Source organism: Streptomyces sp. PKU-EA00015 (genome assembly GCF_013387495.1).
Classification (GTDB): domain Bacteria; phylum Actinomycetota; class Actinomycetes; order Streptomycetales; family Streptomycetaceae; genus Streptomyces.
Map to the genome: position 1 here is coordinate 59014 of NZ_JABZEE010000025.1, position 21037 is coordinate 80050.

15 protein-coding genes and 1 pseudogene are annotated in these 21037 nt (G+C 72.1%); 8 read left to right on the top strand and 8 right to left on the bottom strand.

Features of this window, described 5'->3' with window-relative positions:
- Positions 1-97: 97 nt before the first annotated feature.
- The gene (locus HW130_RS17065; RefSeq protein ID WP_177150454.1) at positions 98-925 is read left to right on the top strand and encodes an LLM class F420-dependent oxidoreductase; all 828 of its coding nucleotides are present in this window, start codon (positions 98-100) and stop codon (positions 923-925) included.
- Between the two features lie 89 nt (positions 926-1014).
- On the opposite strand, the gene HW130_RS17070 is transcribed toward HW130_RS17065, so the two are convergent.
- The 3 genes from HW130_RS17070 to HW130_RS17080 form a co-directional block, all read right to left on the bottom strand.
- Positions 1015-1539, bottom strand: a complete 525-nt coding sequence (locus tag HW130_RS17070) for a hypothetical protein (RefSeq protein WP_177150455.1) — start codon at positions 1537-1539, stop codon at positions 1015-1017.
- A 217-nt stretch (positions 1540-1756) separates the two neighbouring features.
- Positions 1757-2377: a hypothetical protein gene (locus tag HW130_RS17075; protein ID WP_177150456.1), complete on the bottom strand. Its 621-nt coding sequence runs from the start codon at positions 2375-2377 to the stop codon at positions 1757-1759.
- A gap of 332 nt (positions 2378-2709) precedes the next feature.
- Positions 2710-3336 (bottom strand): hypothetical protein, encoded by a 627-nt coding sequence (locus HW130_RS17080; protein WP_177150457.1) that lies wholly within the window; start codon positions 3334-3336, stop codon positions 2710-2712.
- Positions 3337-3456: 120 nt separating this feature from the next.
- On the opposite strand from HW130_RS17080, the gene HW130_RS17085 reads away from it, so the two are divergent.
- The 3 genes from HW130_RS17085 (at position 3457) to HW130_RS17095 (ending at position 10100) form a co-directional block, all read left to right on the top strand.
- Entirely contained in the window at positions 3457-6051 is a 2595-nt protein-coding gene (locus tag HW130_RS17085; protein ID WP_256356139.1) for a bifunctional FO biosynthesis protein CofGH, read from the top strand.
- A gap of 5 nt (positions 6052-6056) precedes the next feature.
- On the top strand, positions 6057-8825 hold the full coding sequence (locus tag HW130_RS17090; RefSeq protein ID WP_177150459.1) for a tetratricopeptide repeat protein: 2769 nt from the start codon (positions 6057-6059) through the stop codon (positions 8823-8825).
- Positions 8826-8966: 141 nt separating this feature from the next.
- Entirely contained in the window at positions 8967-10100 is a 1134-nt protein-coding gene (locus HW130_RS17095) for an ADP-ribosylglycohydrolase family protein (RefSeq protein WP_177150460.1), read from the top strand.
- Positions 10101-10221: 121 nt separating this feature from the next.
- On the opposite strand, the pseudogene HW130_RS17100 reads toward HW130_RS17095, so the two are convergent.
- Both HW130_RS17100 and HW130_RS17105 read right to left on the bottom strand, forming a co-directional pair.
- Positions 10222-10536: pseudogene (locus HW130_RS17100) on the bottom strand (Na+:solute symporter); the annotation flags it as partial.
- Between the two features lie 16 nt (positions 10537-10552).
- Positions 10553-11335: an SDR family oxidoreductase gene (locus HW130_RS17105; protein ID WP_177150461.1), complete on the bottom strand. Its 783-nt coding sequence runs from the start codon at positions 11333-11335 to the stop codon at positions 10553-10555.
- A gap of 84 nt (positions 11336-11419) precedes the next feature.
- Between HW130_RS17105 and HW130_RS17110 the strand changes: the two genes are divergently transcribed.
- Entirely contained in the window at positions 11420-12262 is an 843-nt protein-coding gene (locus tag HW130_RS17110; RefSeq protein WP_177150462.1) for a hypothetical protein, read from the top strand.
- 110 nt (positions 12263-12372) lie between these two features.
- Here HW130_RS17110 and HW130_RS17115 read toward each other — a convergent pair whose 3' ends face one another.
- The 3 genes from HW130_RS17115 to HW130_RS17125 all read right to left on the bottom strand — a co-directional run bounded on the left by HW130_RS17115 (position 12373) and on the right by HW130_RS17125 (position 14591).
- Positions 12373-12582, bottom strand: coding sequence for a DUF397 domain-containing protein (locus tag HW130_RS17115; protein ID WP_177150463.1), 210 nt, complete (start codon positions 12580-12582; stop codon positions 12373-12375).
- 165 nt (positions 12583-12747) lie between these two features.
- Positions 12748-13629, bottom strand: a complete 882-nt coding sequence (locus HW130_RS17120; protein WP_177150464.1) for a helix-turn-helix transcriptional regulator — start codon at positions 13627-13629, stop codon at positions 12748-12750.
- A gap of 233 nt (positions 13630-13862) precedes the next feature.
- Positions 13863-14591 carry a GPP34 family phosphoprotein gene (locus tag HW130_RS17125; RefSeq protein ID WP_177150465.1) on the bottom strand — a complete coding sequence of 243 codons (729 nt, stop codon included), beginning with the start codon at positions 14589-14591 and terminating at the stop codon, positions 13863-13865.
- Between the two features lie 245 nt (positions 14592-14836).
- On the opposite strand from HW130_RS17125, the gene HW130_RS17130 reads away from it, so the two are divergent.
- The 3 genes from HW130_RS17130 (at position 14837) to HW130_RS17140 (ending at position 20884) form a co-directional block, all read left to right on the top strand.
- Positions 14837-17854, top strand: a complete 3018-nt coding sequence (locus HW130_RS17130; RefSeq protein WP_256356140.1) for a D-alanyl-D-alanine carboxypeptidase — start codon at positions 14837-14839, stop codon at positions 17852-17854.
- A gap of 181 nt (positions 17855-18035) precedes the next feature.
- Positions 18036-19940: an MFS transporter gene (locus HW130_RS17135; protein WP_177150466.1), complete on the top strand. Its 1905-nt coding sequence runs from the start codon at positions 18036-18038 to the stop codon at positions 19938-19940.
- Between the two features lie 179 nt (positions 19941-20119).
- Entirely contained in the window at positions 20120-20884 is a 765-nt protein-coding gene (locus tag HW130_RS17140; RefSeq protein ID WP_177150467.1) for an adhesin, read from the top strand.
- Positions 20885-21037 lie beyond the last annotated feature (153 nt).

Sequence of the window (21037 nt, forward strand, 5' to 3'; positions counted from 1 at the left end):
GTGAACGCGGGTGCAAGGGAAGGGGGTTGGCAGGAGATCGGCGGATGACGCGGCCATGACGACGACGCGGCCTGTCGTTTGGGCCTACCTTGTCCCCATGCGGATCGCGACCACGATCTTCCTCACCGACGAGACGATCACCCCTGTGCGGCTGGCCCGCGAACTCGAACAGCGCGGCTACGCCGGGCTCTACCTCCCCGAACACACCCATATCCCGGTGGCGCGGACCACCCCGTACGGCGCGGGCGGCGAACTCCCGCCCGAGTACGGCCGCATGCTGGACCCCTTCGTGGCGCTGGCCCAGGCGGCGGCGGTCACGTCGACCCTGCGGCTGGGCACGGGCGTGACGCTGGTGGCCCAGCACGACCCGATCGCCCTGGCGAAGCGGATCGCGACCCTGGACCACGTGTCCGGGGGCCGGTTCACGCTGGGCGTCGGCTTCGGCTGGAACGTCGAGGAGGCGGCGGACCACGGTGTCGATTGGTCGACGCGCCGGGAACTGGTCCGGGACAGGATGCGCCTGATGCGGGCACTGTGGTCGCCGGAGCCGCGCGCCTTCGAGGGCGAACACGCGTCGGTCAGCGCCTCCTTCGCTCACCCCAAACCTCGGGACGGAGCCCCGCGCACGCTGGTGGGCGGCGCGGCGGGCCCGAAGCTGTTCGCGCACATTGCGGAGTACGGGGACGGCTGGATGCCGGTCGGCGGCCGCGGGATGGGGGAGTCGGTCCCGAAGCTGCGCGACGCGTGGACGGCGGCGGGCCGCGACCCGAAGTCCCTGGAAGTGGTCCCGTACGCGGTCCGCCCGTCACCGGGCAAGCTGGCGCACTACGAGGACCAGGGGGTGACGGAGGTGGTGCTGCAACTGCCGCCGGGGGGCGAGCTGGAGGTACTGCGGGCGTTGGACGAGTACGCGCGGTATTTGTGAGCCACTGCGGGCGCCGGTTACGGCCCGGGCCCAGCGCAGGATCCTCACTCGTCCGCGACGCTGCGTCCTCAGGTCGGACTATTGCGCGCCTACGGAAGTCTGGGGATCAAGGTTAACCACTCGGTGATGTCCTGCTGAATCGGATCCTCTTCACGCAAAAGGTCCTGGATCCCCGCCAACGGTGTAAGCATGTTCTTGATACGCCTCAAGTGAAGTACCTGCTCACGTGGAGCGCCCCGCCACTCTGAAGCTAGTTGAAGCGCCTCTTCGCGTGTCATGCCGAGATGTGCCTCCACATCCGCGCAGAGTTCACCAATCCGCCGGGCTTCGTCCGTCTCACTCTCGCCGAACTCCCGGATCATGAAGGAGCGCACATGAGCCGATTCAGCCACCGGCTTCTTCGGATCTTCAAGGGGTGACGCGTACTTGCCCGCGATGGCAGCCAAGGCGAGGTGTGCCCATCGGATCCGTATTTCCTGAGGGTATGCGGCAGATTGCATCCTGCCCACACTCAGTTCGCGAATCTGTTCCCAGTCCTCCACTCCGTCTGCAGCACCACCCTCGTGGACGCGCCGCTCCAGACCTTCCAGCGACCACCCCGAGAGGTCACTCATGGCCACAATCTCCATCCGTGGTCACAGCCCATTTGACGGCGCCCGAGTTCACCCGCCGACTCATCCGGTTACACAGACTCCCGGGCGCGTCTAACGGCACCAGCACCGCCGTGTGCCGGCACCATGAAGGCTGCCACGCACACAGGTGGTGGATTCCGGCAGAATCCCCTGCGGGCCGGGACTGGGCTTGGTCGAGCAGCCCGGGCCGATCACAACGTCAGTTGATCGGCTGCCGAATCTCTTCCCGGACCTTCACGACCTGTTGTGCGATCGCGTCGAGGTCGACCGAGTCGGGGTCCTGCGCGGCGTCCGCCGGGGTCAGGAAGGCGACGTACGCGGCCGTGTTTGCGTCGCCCCAGGCGCACACCGGGACAGTGGCGGTGCCGTCCTCGTCCTTCGACAGCATCACGGTGCACTCGAGGTCGACGTCGGAGCCCGGGGGCGTGATGGTCCTTGCCGGCTTGGGCTCGCTCATGCCCTCCGCCTTGCGCATCCCGTCCAGGAGGCTGTCCCGGGGCTGCGCCGGATTCCGGAACTCTCCGTACATGCCGGTGACGACGAGCCCGCTGTTGCCTGTTGTGCTGGTGCCGTTGTAGGAGCCGAGGACCGCCTTGACGTTGCGGGCGTCCGGTCCGGCGCCGTAGCCGCTCTTCTCCGCATCGGCGTTCGCCTCGGAGGAGCCGTCCTTGATCAGGTCGTACTCGCCGTCCAGCAGCGTCTTCGGCACCGTCAGCCGGTACTCGGCCGCGGGGAACGGATTCGCGGCCTCCCTGGCGGCTTCGTCGGCGGCGTCACTACCCCGGTTGCCGAAGTAGACCAGGGCGAGGAGGGCGGCCATCGAGCCGAAGCAAATGCCGAGGACGAGACCGGTCCGGTTCTTGCGCGGCGGCGGTCCTGACGGCGGCTGCCCCCAGGGTCCGGGGGCTCCGGAATACGCCGAGTACGGCTGCGGAGGCGCGGACGGCTGCCCGTAATAAGGCTGGGGGTGACTCTGCGGATACGGCTGCCCGTACGGGTTCGGCTGGGTCGGCGGCGATCCGTACGGCCCGGCCGGCTGCTGAGGCGGAGGCATGGTCATGATCACACGCTACGTCAGCGTGCAGTGGCCCAGGTGGGAAACCAGTCGCGGGCACAGGCCGCACGGGCGGGCCCCGGCCCGCCGTCCGACCCTCACGCCCCCGCCCCCAGTGCCGGCGGCACCAGCTCCGTCTCCACGTCCCCCTCCTCGCCCGCCGGCGCGTACGCGCACTCCATGTGCACGCCCCCCAAGAAGCGGCCGCCCTGCGACATCCACTCGTAGACCTGGCGTTCACCGTTGCCGCGCTCCGTGCGCAGGATCCAGTCCTCGGACGCCTGTTGCTGCTCGTACGACGTGATGTCCCAGCCGTCCGCCTGCAGCCGGTCCCGCAGCCGGGCCAGCGCCGGCAGTGCCTCGTCGCGCGGGACGTCGTTCAGCTGCCAGCTGTGGGAGAGCGCGTACGCGTTCTCCACCGGAGTGTCCGCCATGCCCTCCAGGCCGCCGGGGTAGCACGAGCCGGCGGAGTAGCCGTTGTCCCGGCCCGCAGGCAGCACCGCGTCGAAGCCGGCCACCTCGTACGCCTCCCGCGAGCGCGTCGCCGCCCGGTCCGCCATCTCCTGCGGGGCCACGTCCGGGTAGTCCTCCGGGGTCGCGCTCTCGATCCCGTACGTCACGAAAAGGCCCAGCACGAACAGCACCGGCGCGCCGATCAGGAGGGCCAGGGTGATCCCCAGCCACCGGAGCAGGGGGACGCGAGGGCGTTCGAGGTCGTCGATCATGGACCGGACGCTACGCGCGGCCCGCACCCGCGCGTATCCGCAGACGACCCCAGGCCGAACAGGCGCTGGTACTCAGCCGCCCCGGCCGGCCCGCTAGCCCGCGCTCGTATGCTCGCAGCTATGACCGATCACCAGGGCGGACACGACGCGGGACGGCCCACCGCGAACGCCATGCGGCGCGCGCTCAAGCGGGCCAGGGACGGGGTGGCCCTCGACGTCGCCGAAGCCGCCGTGCTGTTGCAGGCGAGGGGGAGCGACCTTGAGGACCTGGCCGCCTCGGCGGGGCGCGTGCGGGACGCGGGGCTCCAAGCCGCCGGGCGCCCCGGGGTCATCACGTACTCGAAGAGCGTCTTCGTCCCGCTCACCCGCCTCTGCCGCGACAAGTGCCACTACTGCACCTTCGCCACCGTCCCCGGCAAGCTCCGCCGCGCAGGCCACGGAATGTTCATGTCCCCGGACGAGGTCCTGGAGATCGCCCGGCGCGGGGCCGAACTCGGCTGCAAGGAGGCGCTGATCACCCTCGGGGACAAGCCCGAGGACCGCTGGCCCGAGGCCCGGGAGTGGCTGGACGCCCACGGGTACGACGACACGATCGCGTACCTGCGCGCCATGTCGATCCGGATCCTGGAGGAGACCGGGCTGCTGCCCCACCTCAACCCCGGGGTCATGTCCTGGACCGACTTCCAGCGGCTCAAGCCCGTCGCCCCGTCCATGGGCATGATGCTGGAGACGACGGCCACCCGCCTGTGGTCGGAGCCGGGCGGGCCCCACCACGGCTCCCCCGACAAGGAGCCCGCCGTGCGGCTGCGCGTCCTGGAGGACGCCGGCCGGTCGAACGTGCCGTTCACCAGCGGCCTGCTCATCGGCATCGGCGAGACGTACGAGGAGCGCGCCGAGTCGCTGTTCGCGCTGCGCCGCGTCTCCCGCGCCTACCACGGCATCCAGGAGCTCATCCTGCAGAACTTCCGCGCCAAGCCGGACACGGCCATGCGCGGGATGCCCGACGCCGAGCTGGACGAGCTCGTCGCCACCGTCGCCGTCGCCCGGCACATCATGGGGCCGTCCGCCTGCCTGCAGGCTCCGCCGAACCTGGTGGACGCCGAGTACGCACGGCTCATCCGCGCCGGGATCGACGACTGGGGCGGGGTCTCCCCGCTGACCCCCGACCACGTGAACCCGGAGCGGCCCTGGCCACAGATCGACGAGCTTGCGGAGAAGTCGGCGGTCGAAGGGTTCGAGCTGCGTGAACGACTCTGCGTGTACCCGGAGTTCGTGCAGCGCGGCGAGCCGTGGCTCGACCCCCGGCTGTTCCCGCACGTCCAGGCGCTGGCCGACCCCCGCACCGGGCTCGCGCGCGAGGACGCGATCCCCGCCGGCCTGCCCTGGCAGGAGCCCGACGAAGGGTTCACCGCCACCGGGCGCACGGACCTGCACCGGACCATCGACTCCGAGGGCCGCACGCACGACCGGCGCGACGACTTCGACCACGTCTACGGGGACTGGGACGCGCTGCGCGAGGCTGCGGCGCCCGGCATGGCGCCGCAGCGCGTTGACACGGATGTGCGCCGGGCACTGAGCCGGGCGGCGGGCGATCCGACGAAGCTCACCGACGACGAGGCACTCGCCCTCCTCCACGCCGACGGGCCCGCTCTCGACGCGCTCACCCGCATCGCCGACGAACTGCGCCGGGACGTCGTCGGGGACGAGGTGACGTACATCGTCACCAGGAACATCAACTTCACCAACGTCTGCTACACCGGCTGCCGCTTCTGCGCCTTCGCCCAGCGGCGCACGGACGCCGACGCGTACACCCTCTCCCTGTCCCAGGTCGCCGACCGCGCCGCGCAGGCGTGGGACGTCGGCGCGGTCGAGGTCTGCATGCAGGGGGGCATCCACCCGGACCTGCCGGGCACGGCGTACTTCGACATCGCGCGGGCGGTGAAGGAGCGCGTGCCCGGCATCCACGTGCACGCCTTCTCGCCCATGGAGGTCGTCAACGGCGCCAGCCGGACGGGCATGTCCATACGGGAATGGCTGACGGCCGCGAAGGAGGCGGGCCTCGACTCGATCCCCGGCACCGCCGCCGAGATCCTCGACGACGAGGTCCGCTGGGTGCTGACCAAGGGCAAGCTGCCCGCCGCCACCTGGATCGAGGTCGTGAGGACCGCGCACGAACTGGGCATCCGGTCGAGTTCCACCATGATGTACGGCCACGTGGACCAGCCCCGGCACTGGCTGGGCCACCTCCGTACCCTCGCCCGCATCCAGCAGGAGACCGGCGGCTTCACGGAGTTCGTGACGCTGCCGTTCATCCACACCAACGCGCCCGTGTACCTCGCGGGGATCGCCCGGCCCGGCCCGACGGACCGCGACAACCGGGCCGTCACCGCCATGGCCCGGCTCCTGCTGCACCCGCACATCACCAACATCCAGACCAGCTGGGTCAAACTGGGCACGGAGGGCGCCGCCGAGATGCTCCGCTCCGGTGCGAACGACCTCGGCGGCACGCTGATGGAGGAGACCATCTCCCGGATGGCGGGCTCCGGTTACGGCTCGTACCGGTCCGTGCGCGACCTCACCGCGATCGCCGAGGCGGCGGGCCGGCCGGCGAAGCCGCGGACCACCCTGTACGGGGAGGTGCCGCAGGAGCGGCAGGAGGCGGCCGCGGCGTCCGACGGACACCTCCCGGAGCTGCTGCCGCTCCTGCCAGACTGACCGGCATGAGCGGAAGCGGGGGTACGCGGAAGTCTTTGCGGAAGGTGATCGAGGAGCGCCGGAGTGCCCAGTTCGTGGGGCGCGCCGACGAACTCGACCGATACTGGCGGAACTTCGACCTCCCCTTGGAGGACCCGGCTCGCCGTTTCGTCTTCCACGTCCATGGCAGCGCCGGGGTCGGCAAGACCTCCCTGGTGCAGCGACTGAAGGCGGCGGCGCGCGCGGGTGGCGCGCTGACCGGGTACGTCGACGACGCCGTCAACAGCGTCCCCGACGCGATGGCCGCGATCAGTGCGGACGCCGGCCGGCAAGGGCACCGGCTGAAGGAGTTCGACAGGCTCATGGCGGCCTATCGCCAGCGGCGGCACGAGGCGGCATCCGTCGTCGACGACCCGGACCAGGTCGCGACCGTGGGCACCGGGCCCTCGGCGGGACATCTGGCTGTCGCGCGCGCCGGGCTGGCGGGCCTGGGGCTGATCCCCGGCGTCGGCGCGCTCGCCGGGGCGGTCGACCCGTCGCACGTCGCCGAGGGGACCGAGAGGATACGGGCCCGGCTCAGCTCCCGTTTCCGCCAGGACGACGTCCAGTTGGTGATGGACCCGCTGCCCGTCCTGTCCCCGGTGTTCCTCGCCGAACTGGAGCAGGCGGCCGCGTCCGGCCGCGAAGGCGAGCCGCGGATCGCGCTGTTCTTCGACAGCTACGAGCGCACGCGGGTCTTCCTCGACCCGTGGCTCGCCGCCCTCTTCACCGTCGACCGGTACGGCGAGCCGCCCGCCGGTCTCGTCGTCACCACCGCCGGACAGCGGCCCCTGGACCGGGTGCGCTGGGCTGACAGCATCGACCTCGTCGCCGAGATACCACTGCGGCCGTTCACCGAGGGCGAGGCGCGCGAACTGCTGACGGCCAGGGGCGTGGTGGACGAGCCCGTCGTACGCGAGGTGCTGCGGCTGTCGGGGCGGCTGCCCGTCCTGCTGACCACGCTCGCCGCGAACCCGGGGACAGCGGCCGGAGCCGTCGACGACCCCAGCTCCACCGCCGTCGAACGTTTCCTCAGCGGTGAGCAGGACCCGGTGCGCCGGACCGCTGCCTTGGACGCGGCGCTGCCGCGCAGGCTCAACGAGGACGTGTTCGCCGAGGCCGTCCAGGACGACTCGGGCACGCTGTTCGCCTGGCTGCGCGCAATGCCGTTCGTGGACCAACGCGCGGGCCTCGCCGTCTACCACGACGTCGTACGTGCCCCGATGCTGCGCCTGCGCAGGTCCGGCTCCCCGCAGCGGTGGATCGCGTGCCACGAGCGGCTGGCGGAGGCGTTCGCCCGCTGGGGCGCGACGGCCGCCGCCGGAGTGGACCCCGAGCGGCTGTGGGCGGCCGAGAACTGGCGGGACCTGCGGCTGGAGGAGACGTACCACCGGCTGTGCGCCCAGTCGCGCACCGCGCTCGCCACCGCGCTGCGCGACGGCATCGGCGCCTGCCGGGAGGGGACCGCCGCGGCCCGTGCCTGGGCGCGGATGCTGGCACAGGCCGGTGAGGACACGGACAGCGCCTTGCTGCGCGGCTGGGGACGGGATTGCCTGGCCGCCCTCGCCGACGAGACCCGGCTCGGCATCGACCTGCTCGCCGTTCTGCTCGCCAGGGCCGAACTGGACCCCGAGGGGCGGGTCGAGGCACTGGTGGTGCGGGCGCGCGACCTGCACAACGCAGGGGAGTACGAGGCGTCCCTCGCGGACTCGCGTCGCGCCCTCGGCCTCGACCCCGCGAGTGCCGCCGCGCTGCACGGCCGCGGTCGCACGCTGCGCAGGCTGGGGGACCTGGACGGGGCGCTCGCGGACCTCGACCGCGCCCTGGAGCTCGAGCCCGACTTCCCCTGGACGCTCGCCGAACGGGGCGAGGTGCACCGGCTCGCCGGGCGTTACGCGCAGGCCGTCGCCGACCTGGACCGCGCGGTCGGTGGCGGGCTCGACCACCACTGGCCGCTCGCGAGCCGCGGGCACGCCCTGCTGCGCCTCGGACGGACCGAGGACGCCCTCGCCGACCTGGACCGGGCGCTGGAGCTCAAACCGGACTACGTGTGGGCACTGTTGCGCCGCGCGCGTGCCCGCATCCACAGCGGCGACACCACCGGCGCGCTCGCCGATCTGACCCGCGCGGGCGCCCTTGCCCCCGCCAATGCGTGGATCGCGGGCGAGCGCGGCGACGCCTTCCGCTTCACCGGCCGCTACGACGAGGCGCTCGCCGAATACGGCCGCGCATTGGAACTGGACCCCACGTATGCCTGGGCGCTCGGCAGCCGGGCCATGGCCCTGGAATGCGCGGGCCGGTCCGAGGAGGCGCTCGCGGACCTGGACCGCGCCATCGCGCTGGAGCCGGACTACGGGTGGGCGTTGCTGCGCCGCGCCGAGATCCGCGAGCGCCTCGGCGACGCGGCGGGCGCGCGTGCCGACCTGGCCCGGGCGGAGACGACCACGGGGGGCCGCGAGGCAGGGGAGCTGGCGGCGAGCGGCGCGGCGCACGGGCTGGCCGGCCGGCACGAGGAGGCGCTCGCGGACCTGGACCGCGCGCTGAGGCTGGCGCCCGGCCACCGGCCGGCCCTGTGGGCGCGGGTGGGAACGAACCTGGCACTGGGGCGCCCCTGGCAGGTGCTGGAGGACCTGACCGAGCTCGCGAGGCTGCCGCGTGCCGGGGCGGATGGCGGACCGCCGGAGCCGGTGGACCTGCCGGTGGACCTGGTGGCGCGCCGGCCCGGAGGCTTCGAGGACTCGGGCGGCTATCTGTAAGCCGCCCCGCACGGTCAAAAGCGACACCCGACAGGTTTGGCGACATACCTGTGCGATCCCCCTGCGCGTCCCGGGCACCCTGTTCCCGTTCGATTACAGTGCTGCGCCGGGCAGTGTTCGTTCGACGTCGTGGAGGGCACGGTGAGTGCAGCAGCCGCGGCCGTGTGGGGCCGGGCCGAGCAGCAGGACTTCCGGGCCCGTGTACGCGGCGCGCTCCTCGGCGGTGCGATCGGTGACGCGCTCGGCGCGGGGGCCGCGGGAGCGGGCCTCGACGCGTTGCGCGCGGCCCACGGGCCGGAGGGGCTCGTCGACATCGTGCCGGTGGACGGGCGGCGGGGGAGGGTGACCGCCGCCACCCAGATGACCTTGTTCTCCGTCGACGGGCTGATCCGCGCCCAGGTACGGCGGGACACCGGAGCCTGGCATCCGCCGACCGACCTGCACCGCGCGTACCTGCGGTGGGCCGCGACCCAGCGCGACTGGGGACCGGACGAGCGCCGCAAGGACAACGGCTGGCTGGCGCGCGAGGAATGGCTCTACGCCCGCCGCGGCCCTTCGCGCGAATGCCTGACCGGTCTCGGCGACGAGACCATGGGCACCCTGCAGGCGCCCAAGAACCCCACCGCCCGCGACGCGGGCGCGCTGGTGAGGTCGGCGCCTTTCGGGCTGCTGGTGGGCTGGGAGCCGCAGCTCGTGTGCCAGCTCGCGGTGGAGTGCGCGGCGCAGACCCACGGGCACCCCACCGCGTACCTGTCCGCCGGGGCGTTCGCCGTGATCGTGCACGGGCTCGCCCGCGGCGAGACCCTCGACGGCGCGGTGCAGCGCGCCCTCGCGCAGCTGGCGGCCCGCCCCGGCCACCAGCCCGTCACGGACGCGCTCAAGCAGGCGCTGGGCTCCGTGCGCCAGGGCATCCCGAGTCCGACCCGTGTTGCCGCGCTCGGCGAGAACGGGTACGCGGAGGAGGTGCTGGCGATCGCGGTGTACTGCGCGCTCGTCGGCGAGGACATCCGCCACGGCCTGCGCCTCGCGGTGAACCACGACGGCCCGTCGGAGGCGACGGGCGCGGTGTGCGGGGCGCTGCTGGGCGCGCTCCACGGGGAGACGGCGCTGCCGCCGGCGTGGCTGTGCGAGCTGGAGGGGCGGGGGACGCTGCTGGAGATCGCGGACGACTTCGCGATGGAGATGACGCAGGGGCCGGCGCTGCACAGCCCGACGTCCACGGTGCCGGGCTGGCTCGCGCGCTATCCCCGCGCGACGGCACCGGAACTGGCCTGAGGCCGTCTGCGCCCAGGGAGGGCAATTGCCCCGCAGGCCGGGCACGACCACCGGCGTGCAGCCGCCCGCGATACGCGCGGCGACGCTGGTGGGGGCGGGCACATCGTCGCCGCCCGCGTCAGTCCGCCGTGGTTGCCGGAGTCGGGACCAGGCCCGCCTCCGCGCCACCCGCCCCCGACGGACCGTCCGAGTTGATCTTCGACAGGACCTCATCCCGCTCCGGCGTCGCCTCCGGCTTGATCCAGCCGACCACGACGTAGAGCACCAGCGACACCACGAGCGGCACCGAGACCTGGTACTGCAGCGGCACTCCGCCCTCGACGTTCCAGCTGATCGGATGGTTGACCAGCCAGAAGGCGACCAGGCCGACGCCCCAGCCGAGCAGCGCCGCCGTGGGGCCGCTCTTGCGAAACCACGGCAGCAGACCCAGCCGGAGGAAGCGGACGCGGGTTCTAGCGCATCAGCTCGCCCGCGTTGACGAGCAGCGACTGACCGGTGATGGCCCGTGCCCGCTCGGAGGCGAGAAAGGCCACGGCCTCGGCCACGTCGGCGTCGGTCGCCAGCTCCGGCAGCGCCATCCGGCCGGTGAGCCGCCCGAGCACCTCGTCCTCCGGGACTCCCTGCGTGTGGGCGGTCATGCGGACGTACGCCTGGACCGGCGGTCCCCACATCCAGCCGGGCAGCACGGTGTTCACGCGGATCCGGTGCGGGCCGAGCTCGCGCGCCAGCGAGTACATCGCCGAGGTCAGCGCGCCCTTGGACGCGGCGTACGCCGCCTGGCGCACCTGCGAGGGCGCGGCGACGGACGACTGCGTACCGATGACGACGACCGAACCTCCCCGCCGTTTCAGCGCCGGCAGGCAGGCGCGGGTCATCCGCAGGGTGCCCAGCAGGTTCACGTCGACGACCTCCTGCCAGGTCGTGAAGTCGGCGTCCTCCAGTCCGCCGAAGCAGCTGTCCCGGGCGGCGACATGAACGACCGCGTCGATCCGGCCGAAGCGCTCCAGCGCGAGCGCAGCCAGCGCCTCGCACTGCGACTCGTCGGTGATGTCGGTGGCGCGGTAGGCGGTGAGCGTGCCACCGGGATCGATCTCGCGCGCCGCAGCGGCCAGGTTCGCCTCCGTGCGCGCCCCCAGCACCGCGTGCCCCCCGTCGCGGACGACGGTCGCCGCGACCTGGTGCCCGAGCCCCGCGCCGACGCCGGACACGATGACGGTTCTGTCCCGCAGCAGCATCCCGGCGCCTCCCGACTCTGGCCAATTACCTGACGGAGCGTCAGAGTAGGTCGGTCCGGCGAAGGAGGGAAGGGAGCGGTCACGGTGAACGAGGAGACGCGCAGCGAGGTGTACGCGGAGCTGGCGGGCGTCGGCCCTTACGGGGTGCGCCCCGGCCACGCCCTGATCACCATGGTCGAGCCGCATCCCGGCCATGAGTACGTGTACAACCGCTGGTACGAGGACGACCACTACTACGCGGGCGCGATGGCGATGCCCTGGATGTACGCGGGGCGGCGCTGGGTGGCGACCCGCGACCTGCAACTGCTGCGCTATCCCGAGAAGTCCGCTGTCGCGCAGCCCGTGACGGCCGGGTGTTATCTCTCGACGTACTGGATCACCGAGGGCCGGTACGCCGACCACATGAAGTGGACCGTCGCCATCAACAAGCGTCTCCACCGCGACGGACGGGTCCATCAGCAGCGGACGCACGTCTTCACGGCCTTCCAGGACCACGAGGCCACCGTCTACCGCGACGGAGCCGCGGGGCCGCGCGACCATCACGCACTGGATCACCCGTACACCGGTCTGGTCCTGGAAGTCGTCGACGCGCAGAGCACAGAACAGCGCGGGGAGTTGCTGGAGTGGCTGTGCTCGCGACATCTGCCGAAGCGGCTGGCCGGTTCGCCGGCGGCGATGGTGACCGTCTTCCGGCCGATGCCGCTGCCCGGCGACCGGATGACCTATGTGAAGCAGGTGGAGGGTGTGGACACCCGGCTCACTCTGCTGTGGTTCCTGGAGGCGGACCCCAGGGAGAGCTGGGAGCCGACGTTCCGCGGGCTCGACGGGGAGGTCGAGGCGGCTGGGCTCGGCCGCGTGGAACTGGTCGCTCCCTTCGTCCCGACGATCCCCGGGACCGACCGCTACGTCGATCTCCTCCGCCAGTGACCGAGGAGAAGGCCGAGCCCCCTCGGCCGGGACGGCGAACCAGTCGAGAGGGCTCCTGTCGGTGCTGCCCGGTTGTGGCTGGAACTCGCTGGTGATGCGTGGCGGCGCGCTCAGTCGCGACCGAACGCGCTCTGCGCCACTTCGTTCACGAACGCATTCCACGAGTCGGGCACGAAGGTGATCGTCGGGCCCGCCGCGACCTTCGAGTCGCGCACGGAAACCGCGTCGACCACCGGGGACTTGACCTCTACGCAAGCACCGTTACCCGTGGAGTACGAGGACTTCGTCCAGGTCTCCGTGGCGCCCTGAATGATTGCCATGATCGCTCCGCTTCGGCAAGTGATGTGATGTGCGCCAACGTTCTTGCTGGCGTGATCGACGCTACTCGCCGCGCCGGGAGCGCGAGACAGGCATTCACTCGACCGGATGGCATATACCAGGCGACTCTTCCGTCACCCGGTCCGGTGGTGTACCGTGCGACGCTTTCAGCCGTCGAAGCGTCCCGCGGTCTCCCGTGCGTAGTCCTTCGCGATCGTCTCGATGAACTGCCGCGTCTGCTCCACGTTCAGTGCCTGGGCCCGCAGGTGCTCGTACATGACGCTGTACTTCTGCACATCGTTGGCCTTCTCCAGATACAGGTCGCTGGTGACGCCCTCGATGTAGACGACGCTCGAGTCCGAGGCGTCGGGGAACTCAAGGATGGCGTACTGCCCGTTGATGCCCGGATGCGCGCCCATGTCGAACGGCAGGACCTGCACGGTGACGTGCGGCTGGTGCGAGAGCTCCACCAGATGCTCCAACTGCTCGCGCATGAGCTGCCGGTCGCCGACCCGGCGTCGCAGCGCCGCCTCGTCGATGACCGCCCACAGCCGCAGCGGGTGTTCGGCGTCCCTGATGCGCTCCTGACGGCGCAGCCGGACGCTGACCCGCTTCTCGATGTCCGTGATCCCGCTCTCCGGCAGGGCGCCGGCGATCAGCGCCTCGGCGTACTGCCGTGTCTGCAGCAGTCCCGGCACGACCTGCGGTTCGTACACCCGAAGGCTCGCCGCGTCCGTCTCCAGGCCGATGTAGACGCTGTAGGGGATGTCGCCGAACGCGTGCCACCAGCCCTGCTGCCGGGAGTCCTTGGCCATCTGCATCAGCGAGTCGACGATGCGGTGGTCCTCGACCTCGTACACGCCGCACAGGTCACGGACGTCGCGCTGGCTGATGGAACGGCGGCCGTTCTCCAGCCTGCTGATCTTGGACTGGGACACGAGCAGGCGCTCCGCGACCTCCTCGGCCGTCATGCCCTTCAGCTCCCGGAGCCGGCGCAGCTCCTGGCCCAATCGGCGTCTCCGGACAGTGGGATTGACGTTGGACGCCACGGAAACTGCACCTCCGACCGCGTTGCTCTGCGTATCTACTGTTCAGCAGACTGCCACCAATCGGCCTTCCTGCGCTGCCGAATGGGCACACACGCGAACGCGCGGGGCAGCAAGGATGCTGCCCCGCGCGTTCTGCGGCTCCCGAACCGGGTCTTGGGGACGTCGGTGCGGCATGGTGCGGATGGTGCGTGTGCCCGAGCGGTGGTGCTGCGGTACGCGGTGCGGCGGCGCGCTCAGTGCGCGGCGACGCGGGCCATGCCGCTGCGGCGTGGCTGCATCGGTACCGGGCCCGGCTGACGGCTGGTGCCGCCGGCCGGCTGGCTACGGCGCGGCTGGGCGGCCACACCGTTCTGGACGTCCATGACGGCGTGCGCCACGAGACCGCCCATCGGGTCGTGCCGGATGAGGTCCCGCAGCCGGGACCTCGAGGAACGCCCTTCGTTCCCGGGGTACAGGTGCTTGCCGAGACCGACCGCGTGGGCCAGCGCGGCGAGCGCCGCGGTCCGCGGGTCCGGCGGTACACCGGTGCGGATCGCACTGTCCAGCCGGGACCTGATGTCCCGGCTGATCGCCGTGTCCGTCGCCTGGTAGCGAGTCGTCGGCAGCACTCCGCACATCTGGCCCGCCACGGCATGCACCATGCCGCACCGCTCCAGATGCGAGAGGTAAATCTGGCGCAGCCCCAGTCGGGGCCCGCCGATCCAGTGGACCGCCCGGACCGGACTGCCGCGTCGGCGCAGCAGTTCCAGTGCGGAGTCCAGAGTCGGATCTCCTGTCGGCCGTGGCATCACCACGGCGATACGATCCCCGTCTGGGGCTATCCGTCCTGCCAGAGCCAGCTCTACTAGCTGTGCCCCGGCCAGGCCGAGGTCGAGCGACTGCGGCTGCGCTGTGGTACCCGTGGTCGGGTCCAGAGCGAGCAGCAGAAGCTCCTCCGGAAGTGTTCTGCGGCTCCTGCCCATCCATGCCTCCCCGCGTGGATGAATGACAGGGTGACCCCTCTCACATTGGTCTGTCGAGAGCGCCTGGGTGCTTTGTTAGGGAACCGATAGGTATGTCGTTCTCGTCTAGCACCGGAGCCAAGCGCTCACACAGGACACTGGTAGATGGTTCGGACACGGCGGGTGCTCGCTGTTTTCGGGGCTCGTCGTGACACTCCTGGTGCCGTACGCGGCTGCGCGTACGGCACCAGGTATACGCATGGCGCATGGCAATGACTCATGAAGGAGGCACGGTGGCGGGCGAGTCCCCCGACAGGTCGGAGCAGCGGAAGTCGTCGGGGGCGGCGACGGGGAGCGAACGCGACCCGCGGCTCGCTGTGCTCCGCGAGGGTTCCCAGGCCTCTTCCGAGCCGTCCGCGTCGGCTGCCGAGCCGCCGCTGGACGAGCGGACGACGGTCTTCCGGGCGCTGCCCCCGCGGGGGGCGGCCGAGGCCGCCGAGGTGGAGGACGCCCCGACCGAGGCGGACGTGCCCGGTGAGGCTGCTGCCCGGGGTGGCGCGGACGCTGCCGAGGAGGCGGTTGCCGAGGCGGACGCGGGGGCGGGCTCGGGTGACGCGGAGGCCGACGCCGACGAGGCGTCAGCGCGTACGCCGTCCGGACGGGGCGATGCGAGCGCGACCTCGGCTTCGCTGTCCGAGGCGGACGTCGCGGACGAAGCCGTTGCCGAGGCGGGCGCGGGCTCGGGTGACGGTGACGCGGAGGCCGACGAGGCGTCAGCGCGTACGCCGCCCGGACGGGGCGATGCGAGCGCGACCTCGGCTTCGCTGGCCGAGGCGGACGTCGCGGACGAAGCCGTTGCCGAGGCGGGCGCGGGCTCGGGTGACGGTGAGGCGGAGGCCGACGAGGTGTCAGCGGGTACGTCGTCTGGACGGGGCGATGCGAGCGCGACCTCGGCTTCGCTGTCCGAGGCGGCCGTCGCGGCCGGAGCCGTTGCCGAGGCGGGCGCGGGCTCGGGTGACGGTGAGGCGGAGGCCGACGAGGCGTCAGCGCGTACGCCGTCCGGACAGGGTGACGCGTCGCGCGCGACGCAGGACGGCGCTGCCGAGGCGGACGTGCCCCGTGGGGCTGCCACCCAGGGCGGCGCCGGCACGGCGGACGCGGAGGGCGGCGACCGTGAGACGGCGGCCGCCTCCCGGACCGGGTCCGTCCCGGCGGACGGCGCAGCCGCGGCTTCGGGCGGGTCCCGTACGTCCGGCCACTCGGCCTCCCCGGCCGAGGCGACGGACGCCGTGGACGACGCCGACGACGCCGACGACCCCGATGCGGCCGAGGCCTCCGAGCCGCCGCCGAGCGAGCGGACGGCGGTCTTCCGGACGCTGCCCGCCCGCGGGGCGTCCGACGCGGCTCAGACGGCCCCGAAGGCGGCCGAGGGCGACGGCGACGCCGAGCCGGGCGGTAAAGACGCGCGGCTGCGTGCCGCGGTGGCCGCGTGGGTGGGGAAGACCGACGACGCGGAGTCCTCCGTGAACTCGGCCCCGTCCGACGCCCCGGCGGAGAAAGCTTCCGCTGAGGCCGCGGTCGGCGACGGCTCCGAAGCCGACTCCTCCGCATCTGCGAAGGCCGACGCCGACGCCGACGCCGACGCCGACGCCGACGAGCAGTCGAACGCGAAGGCGGACGCGACCAACGACGACGGCCCGGCCGAGCGGCCCGCCGTCGACCAGCCGACCACCACGTTCAAGGCGCTGCGCCGCCCGGCCGTCGACCAGCCCACGACCGCGCTCAAGCTGCCGCCGCTGCCCAAGCCGGCCACCGCGTCGGAGCCGGCGACCGGGTCCGCGAAAGAGCCGGCGGTCGGCGCCGGGCGTTCGAGCACCTTCGTCCCCCTGCGGCGCGACGACGCACACGCCGCAGCTCCCCAGAAGCCGCAGGCCGCGGCCGCCCCGCTGCCCCCCGCCTCGCTCACCGAGGCCGAGCGGACCAAGCAGCAGCCCATGCCGCCGCTGCCCCCGCTCGACCTGCTCGCCGAGCTGACGAACACCCCGCCGGCGCCGGAGACCCCGGTCCGTACGGTCGTGCGGCGCATCAAGATCTGGACCCCGCTGGTCCTGCTCCTGCTGATCGTCTTTGCGGTCGCGCAGATGGTCCGTCCGCTCCCGGACCCGGAGTTGGCGCTCACCGCCGACGCGGAGGTCGCCTTCGACGGGGGCAGGCCCGCGCTCCCGTGGCCGGGCGAGGGCCAGGGACAGATCGCGGTGTCCGGGCTGGGAGTCGTCGGCGAGTTCGGCGAGGAGAAGCCCGTGCCGATCGCCAGCGTGACCAAGACGATGACCGCGTACATCATCATGCGCGACCACCCCTTCAAGCGGGGCGAGGACGGCGCTTCCATCCCCGTCGACGCCCTGGCCGAGAAGGAGGGCGGCTACGACCGGACCAACGACGAGTCGACCCTCAACACGATCAAGGAGGGCGACACTATCTCCCAGCGCGACGCCCTCAGCGCGGTCATGATCCCGTCCGCGAACAACGTCGCCCGGCTGCTCGCCCGCTGGGACGCCGGTTCCGAGAAAGCGTTCGTCAAGAAGATGAACGACACCGCCAAGGAACTCGGCATGACGAACACGACGTACACCGACCCCTCGGGCCTCGACGCCACCACCGTCTCCACGGCGGCCGACCAGGTGAAGCTGGGTCAGGCGCTGGTGAAGAACAAGGCCATGGTGGACATCACCCGTCAGCAGGAGTGGTACGACCCGTCCGGCAAGCGGCACAGCAACTACAACACGCTGATGCCGCGCAACGGCGCGATCGGCATCAAGACCGGGTCGACCACCAAGGCCGGCGGCAACCTGCTGTTCGCCGCGTACAGGGACATCGGCGGCACGACGCAGACGATCGTCGGCGCGGTCCTCGGCCAGCACAAGCCGTCCATCCTCGAGACGGTCAACCGCGTCAGCGAGGAGGTGCTGGTCGCGACCCGCGAGGCGCTGAAGGCGAAGACCGTGGTCAAGAAGGGTGACGTCGTCGGCCACGTCGACGACGGCCTCGGCGGGTACACCCCGGTCGTGGCCACCAAGGACATGACGGTGGTCGGCTGGTCGAGCCTGAAGGTCGAGCTCGGCATGACCGACGGCGGCAAGAAGCTGCCGCACACGGCGAAGGCGGGCACGGTCGTCGGCAGCATCACCGCCGGTTCCGGCGCGGGCACCGTCAGCGTGCCCGTCGCACTCCAACACGATCTGGCGGAACCGGGCTTCGGCGCCAGGCTGACCCGTATCGGCTGAGGGCCCAAGGGCCATGCGGCACACGTGGGCGTCCCGGGCGGCCGGGGCGCCCACGTGTTAGCGTCCCGGGGCAACTGAGGGCGCGGGGACGGCGTCCTCTCGTACGGACGGCACACGACGGAGCCGGCAGGCCCAAAGGACGACGGCACACAGGACAGAGGGACAGACGGGGAGAACCGCAGTGACCACCGCTGAGCCGACACGGGCGGACGGCAGCAGCACGCGCCCGCCCGACGGCAGCGGCGCGGACCCGGAGCGGCGTCGCGGGCCGCGAATACAGTCCGCCGCACCGGCCCTGCTCGACGAGGTCCCGCACGTCGACGAGGCCCCTGAGAACCGGCACGGTGACCGGCCCCCGGCGTCGCGCCTCCGCCACCTCGCCGCCCGCCTCGCGCGTCACCCCGTCGCCCTCGCCACGGCGCCGGCCGCCTTCCTGCACCTGCTCTGGTTCCTCTTCGTCGCGAACAGCGGCGGCGACATCGCGGCCCAGGACGCCTGGGCGGAGTTCGTCGGCCGGCACCCCGACTCCGCGTACAACCTCGCCTGGTACGGCGGGATGCACCCCGTCTCGTACAGCGTGGTCTCGCCGTACCTGATGTCCGTGCTCGGCGTGCGGACGACGATGATCCTCGCGGGGACGGTCTCGTCCGCCCTGACGGCCCTGATGCTCGTGCGGGTGCGGGCCGTCCGGAACCCGGCCGCGTGCGCGCTCGCGGGCGTGTTCGCGTTCCTGTGCAACGCGCTGTCGGGACGGGTCACCTTCGGGCTCGGCATGATGTTCGCGCTCGGCGCGGTCGGCGCGGTCTTCTGCTGGCCGCACCGCTGGCGGCGCAACCGCTGGGCGAAGGCGGCCGTCGCCGCCCCGCTCGCCGGGCTCGCCACCGCGGCAAGTCCGGTCGCGGGCCTCTTCCTCGGCGTCGTGGCCGCCGGCCTGTTCCTGAACGGCCGCCGCCCGGGCGCGTACGCGGTCGGGCTCGCGCCGGTCGTGGTCGTGGCGCTCTCCGCCTGGCTGTTCCCGTTCTCGGGCACGCAGCCGATGTCGCTCCCGTCGGCGTCGCTGCCGTTCGCGTTCGGCGTCCTCGTCTTTGTCCTCGTGCCGACGGAGTGGCGCACGGTCCGCACGGGCGCGGCCGTGTACGCGCTCGGCACGCTGCTGACGTGGCTGATCGACTCTCAGATCGGGTCGAACGTGTCCCGGCTGCCGATGCTGTTCGCGGGTGTGGTGCTGCTCGCGGCGCTGCCGTACACGGTGCCGCGCTCGCGCAAGTGGTACGCCATCCTGCTCGCCTTCGCGGGCCTGAACGCCTGGATCGGGTTCAAGAGCGTCGACGACATCGTCCGCACCGCTCCCGCCGCGTCGTGGAACCGGGAGCTCGCGCCGCTCGTCGACCGGCTGCAGAAGGTGGGCGCGGAGCGCGGCCGGGTGGAGGTGGTCCCGGCGAGCAGCCATCGCGAGGCGTCCGCGCTCGCCCCGTACGTCAACCTCGCGCGCGGCTGGAACCGCCAGGCGGACATGAAGCGCAATCCGCTCTTCTACGACGAGGAGAACGCCCTCACTCCGGCCACCTACCGTGCCTGGCTGGACCGTTGGGCCGTGCACTACGTCGTGCTGCCCAAGGACCGCCCGGACTCCAGCGGTGCGCTGCGCGAGGCGGAGCTGGTCAGCAAGGGGCAGCCGTATCTGACCCGGGTGTGGGGGGACGCGAACTGGCAGCTGTTCGCGGTGAAGGACCCGATGCCGATCGCGGACCCGCCGGCGAGGGTCGAGCACGCGGGCGCGGGGGAGCTGACGATCCGTGTGCGGTCGGCGGGCCGTGTGCTGATCCGTGTCCCGTACTCGCCGTGGCTCGGCCTCGTCGACGAGGAGGGCAGGAGCGTGCCGGGGCCGCAGGAGACGGAGGAGTCGAAGCTGAGGGCGGACGGGTCGCGGAGTTTCGACAACCCGCACGGCTGTCTGCTGAAGGCGGAGGAGGACCCGCAGGGCGACGAGTGGACCGAACTGCTCGCACCGCGCGCGGGCGTCTACCGGCTCGCTGCGCCCTATCGACTCCCGCGGGGCACGCCGTGTCCCGAGGAGTTCCGGTAGGCCCGCAGCCTTACCCGCGTTAACACTTATGCGCCCAGTCGCGCTGGTGCATAGTGGACGCGTTTTGACATACCGATCAGTCGGTCTACGGGGTTCGGTGCGACATGACGTGCGAACGATGCGGCAGCGACGGCGCGGGAACGAGGGCGGCACGGTCGCCCCGTGCGGCAAGGCGGCTGATGACGGGTGCGGTCGCCCTGACGGCACTGGCCCTGGCCCTTACCGCGTGCGGCCCCTTCGGGAGTGACACGGAGCCGGTCGGCGCGCAGGCGTCGGGTCCGGACGAGGATCTCGACGAACTCGGCGGCGCCCCGCAGCGGATCCAGCCCTCCGACATCCCGAGTCCCGCGCCCTCCCCCTCTCCTTCCCTGGGCCGCCCGAAGCCCAAGCCGCCGCAGAAGCCGAGTCCCCCGCGCTCCCCCAAGGGCCCCTCCTACGCGGCCTGGGCCGGGCCCGGCTGCAACGGCGGCGGGCGCTACGAGGAGAACGGGCGCTACGGCGACGGCGACGACGGCTGGTACACCGTGCGCTCGGGCGGCCACCGCGGCGACGGCTGCGACGGCCGCTTCACGGCCATCCCCATGTCCGGCTCCCCGGTCAAGGACCGCGGGAACAGCGCGACATGGTCCTGGTACGTGGGCAGCGGCTACACGACCTGCTCCGTGGCGGTCGTCGTCCCCGAGAGCGACCGCGCCCAGGACGTCGCGGGCCGGCCGTCCACGTACCTCGTACTGAAGGACCCCGACGATCCGGGCAGCGCGGTCAAGACGTTCGAGATCGATCAGACGTCACTGCGCGGCAGGGGCCTGGTCATCGAGAAGGTCCCGGTGCACGATCAGCGACTGACGGTGCGACTGGTCGACCGCGGCCAGGACTCGGGCGCCGACGGCCGCGACGGCGCACACCACGCGGCGGCGCAGATGCGCGCGGAGTGCCGCGCCTGACGTCCGCCGCCCGCGCGGCACGCCCTGTCTGCGCACACCCTGACGGAGGGTGGCGACGCGTCGAATGCGGGCGATGCATGACACGCAGAAGCGGTGCGGCCCGCTTCGGGGACACAGCGGTTAAGTTCGGCACTCCACGGCATTTTGTAGGGA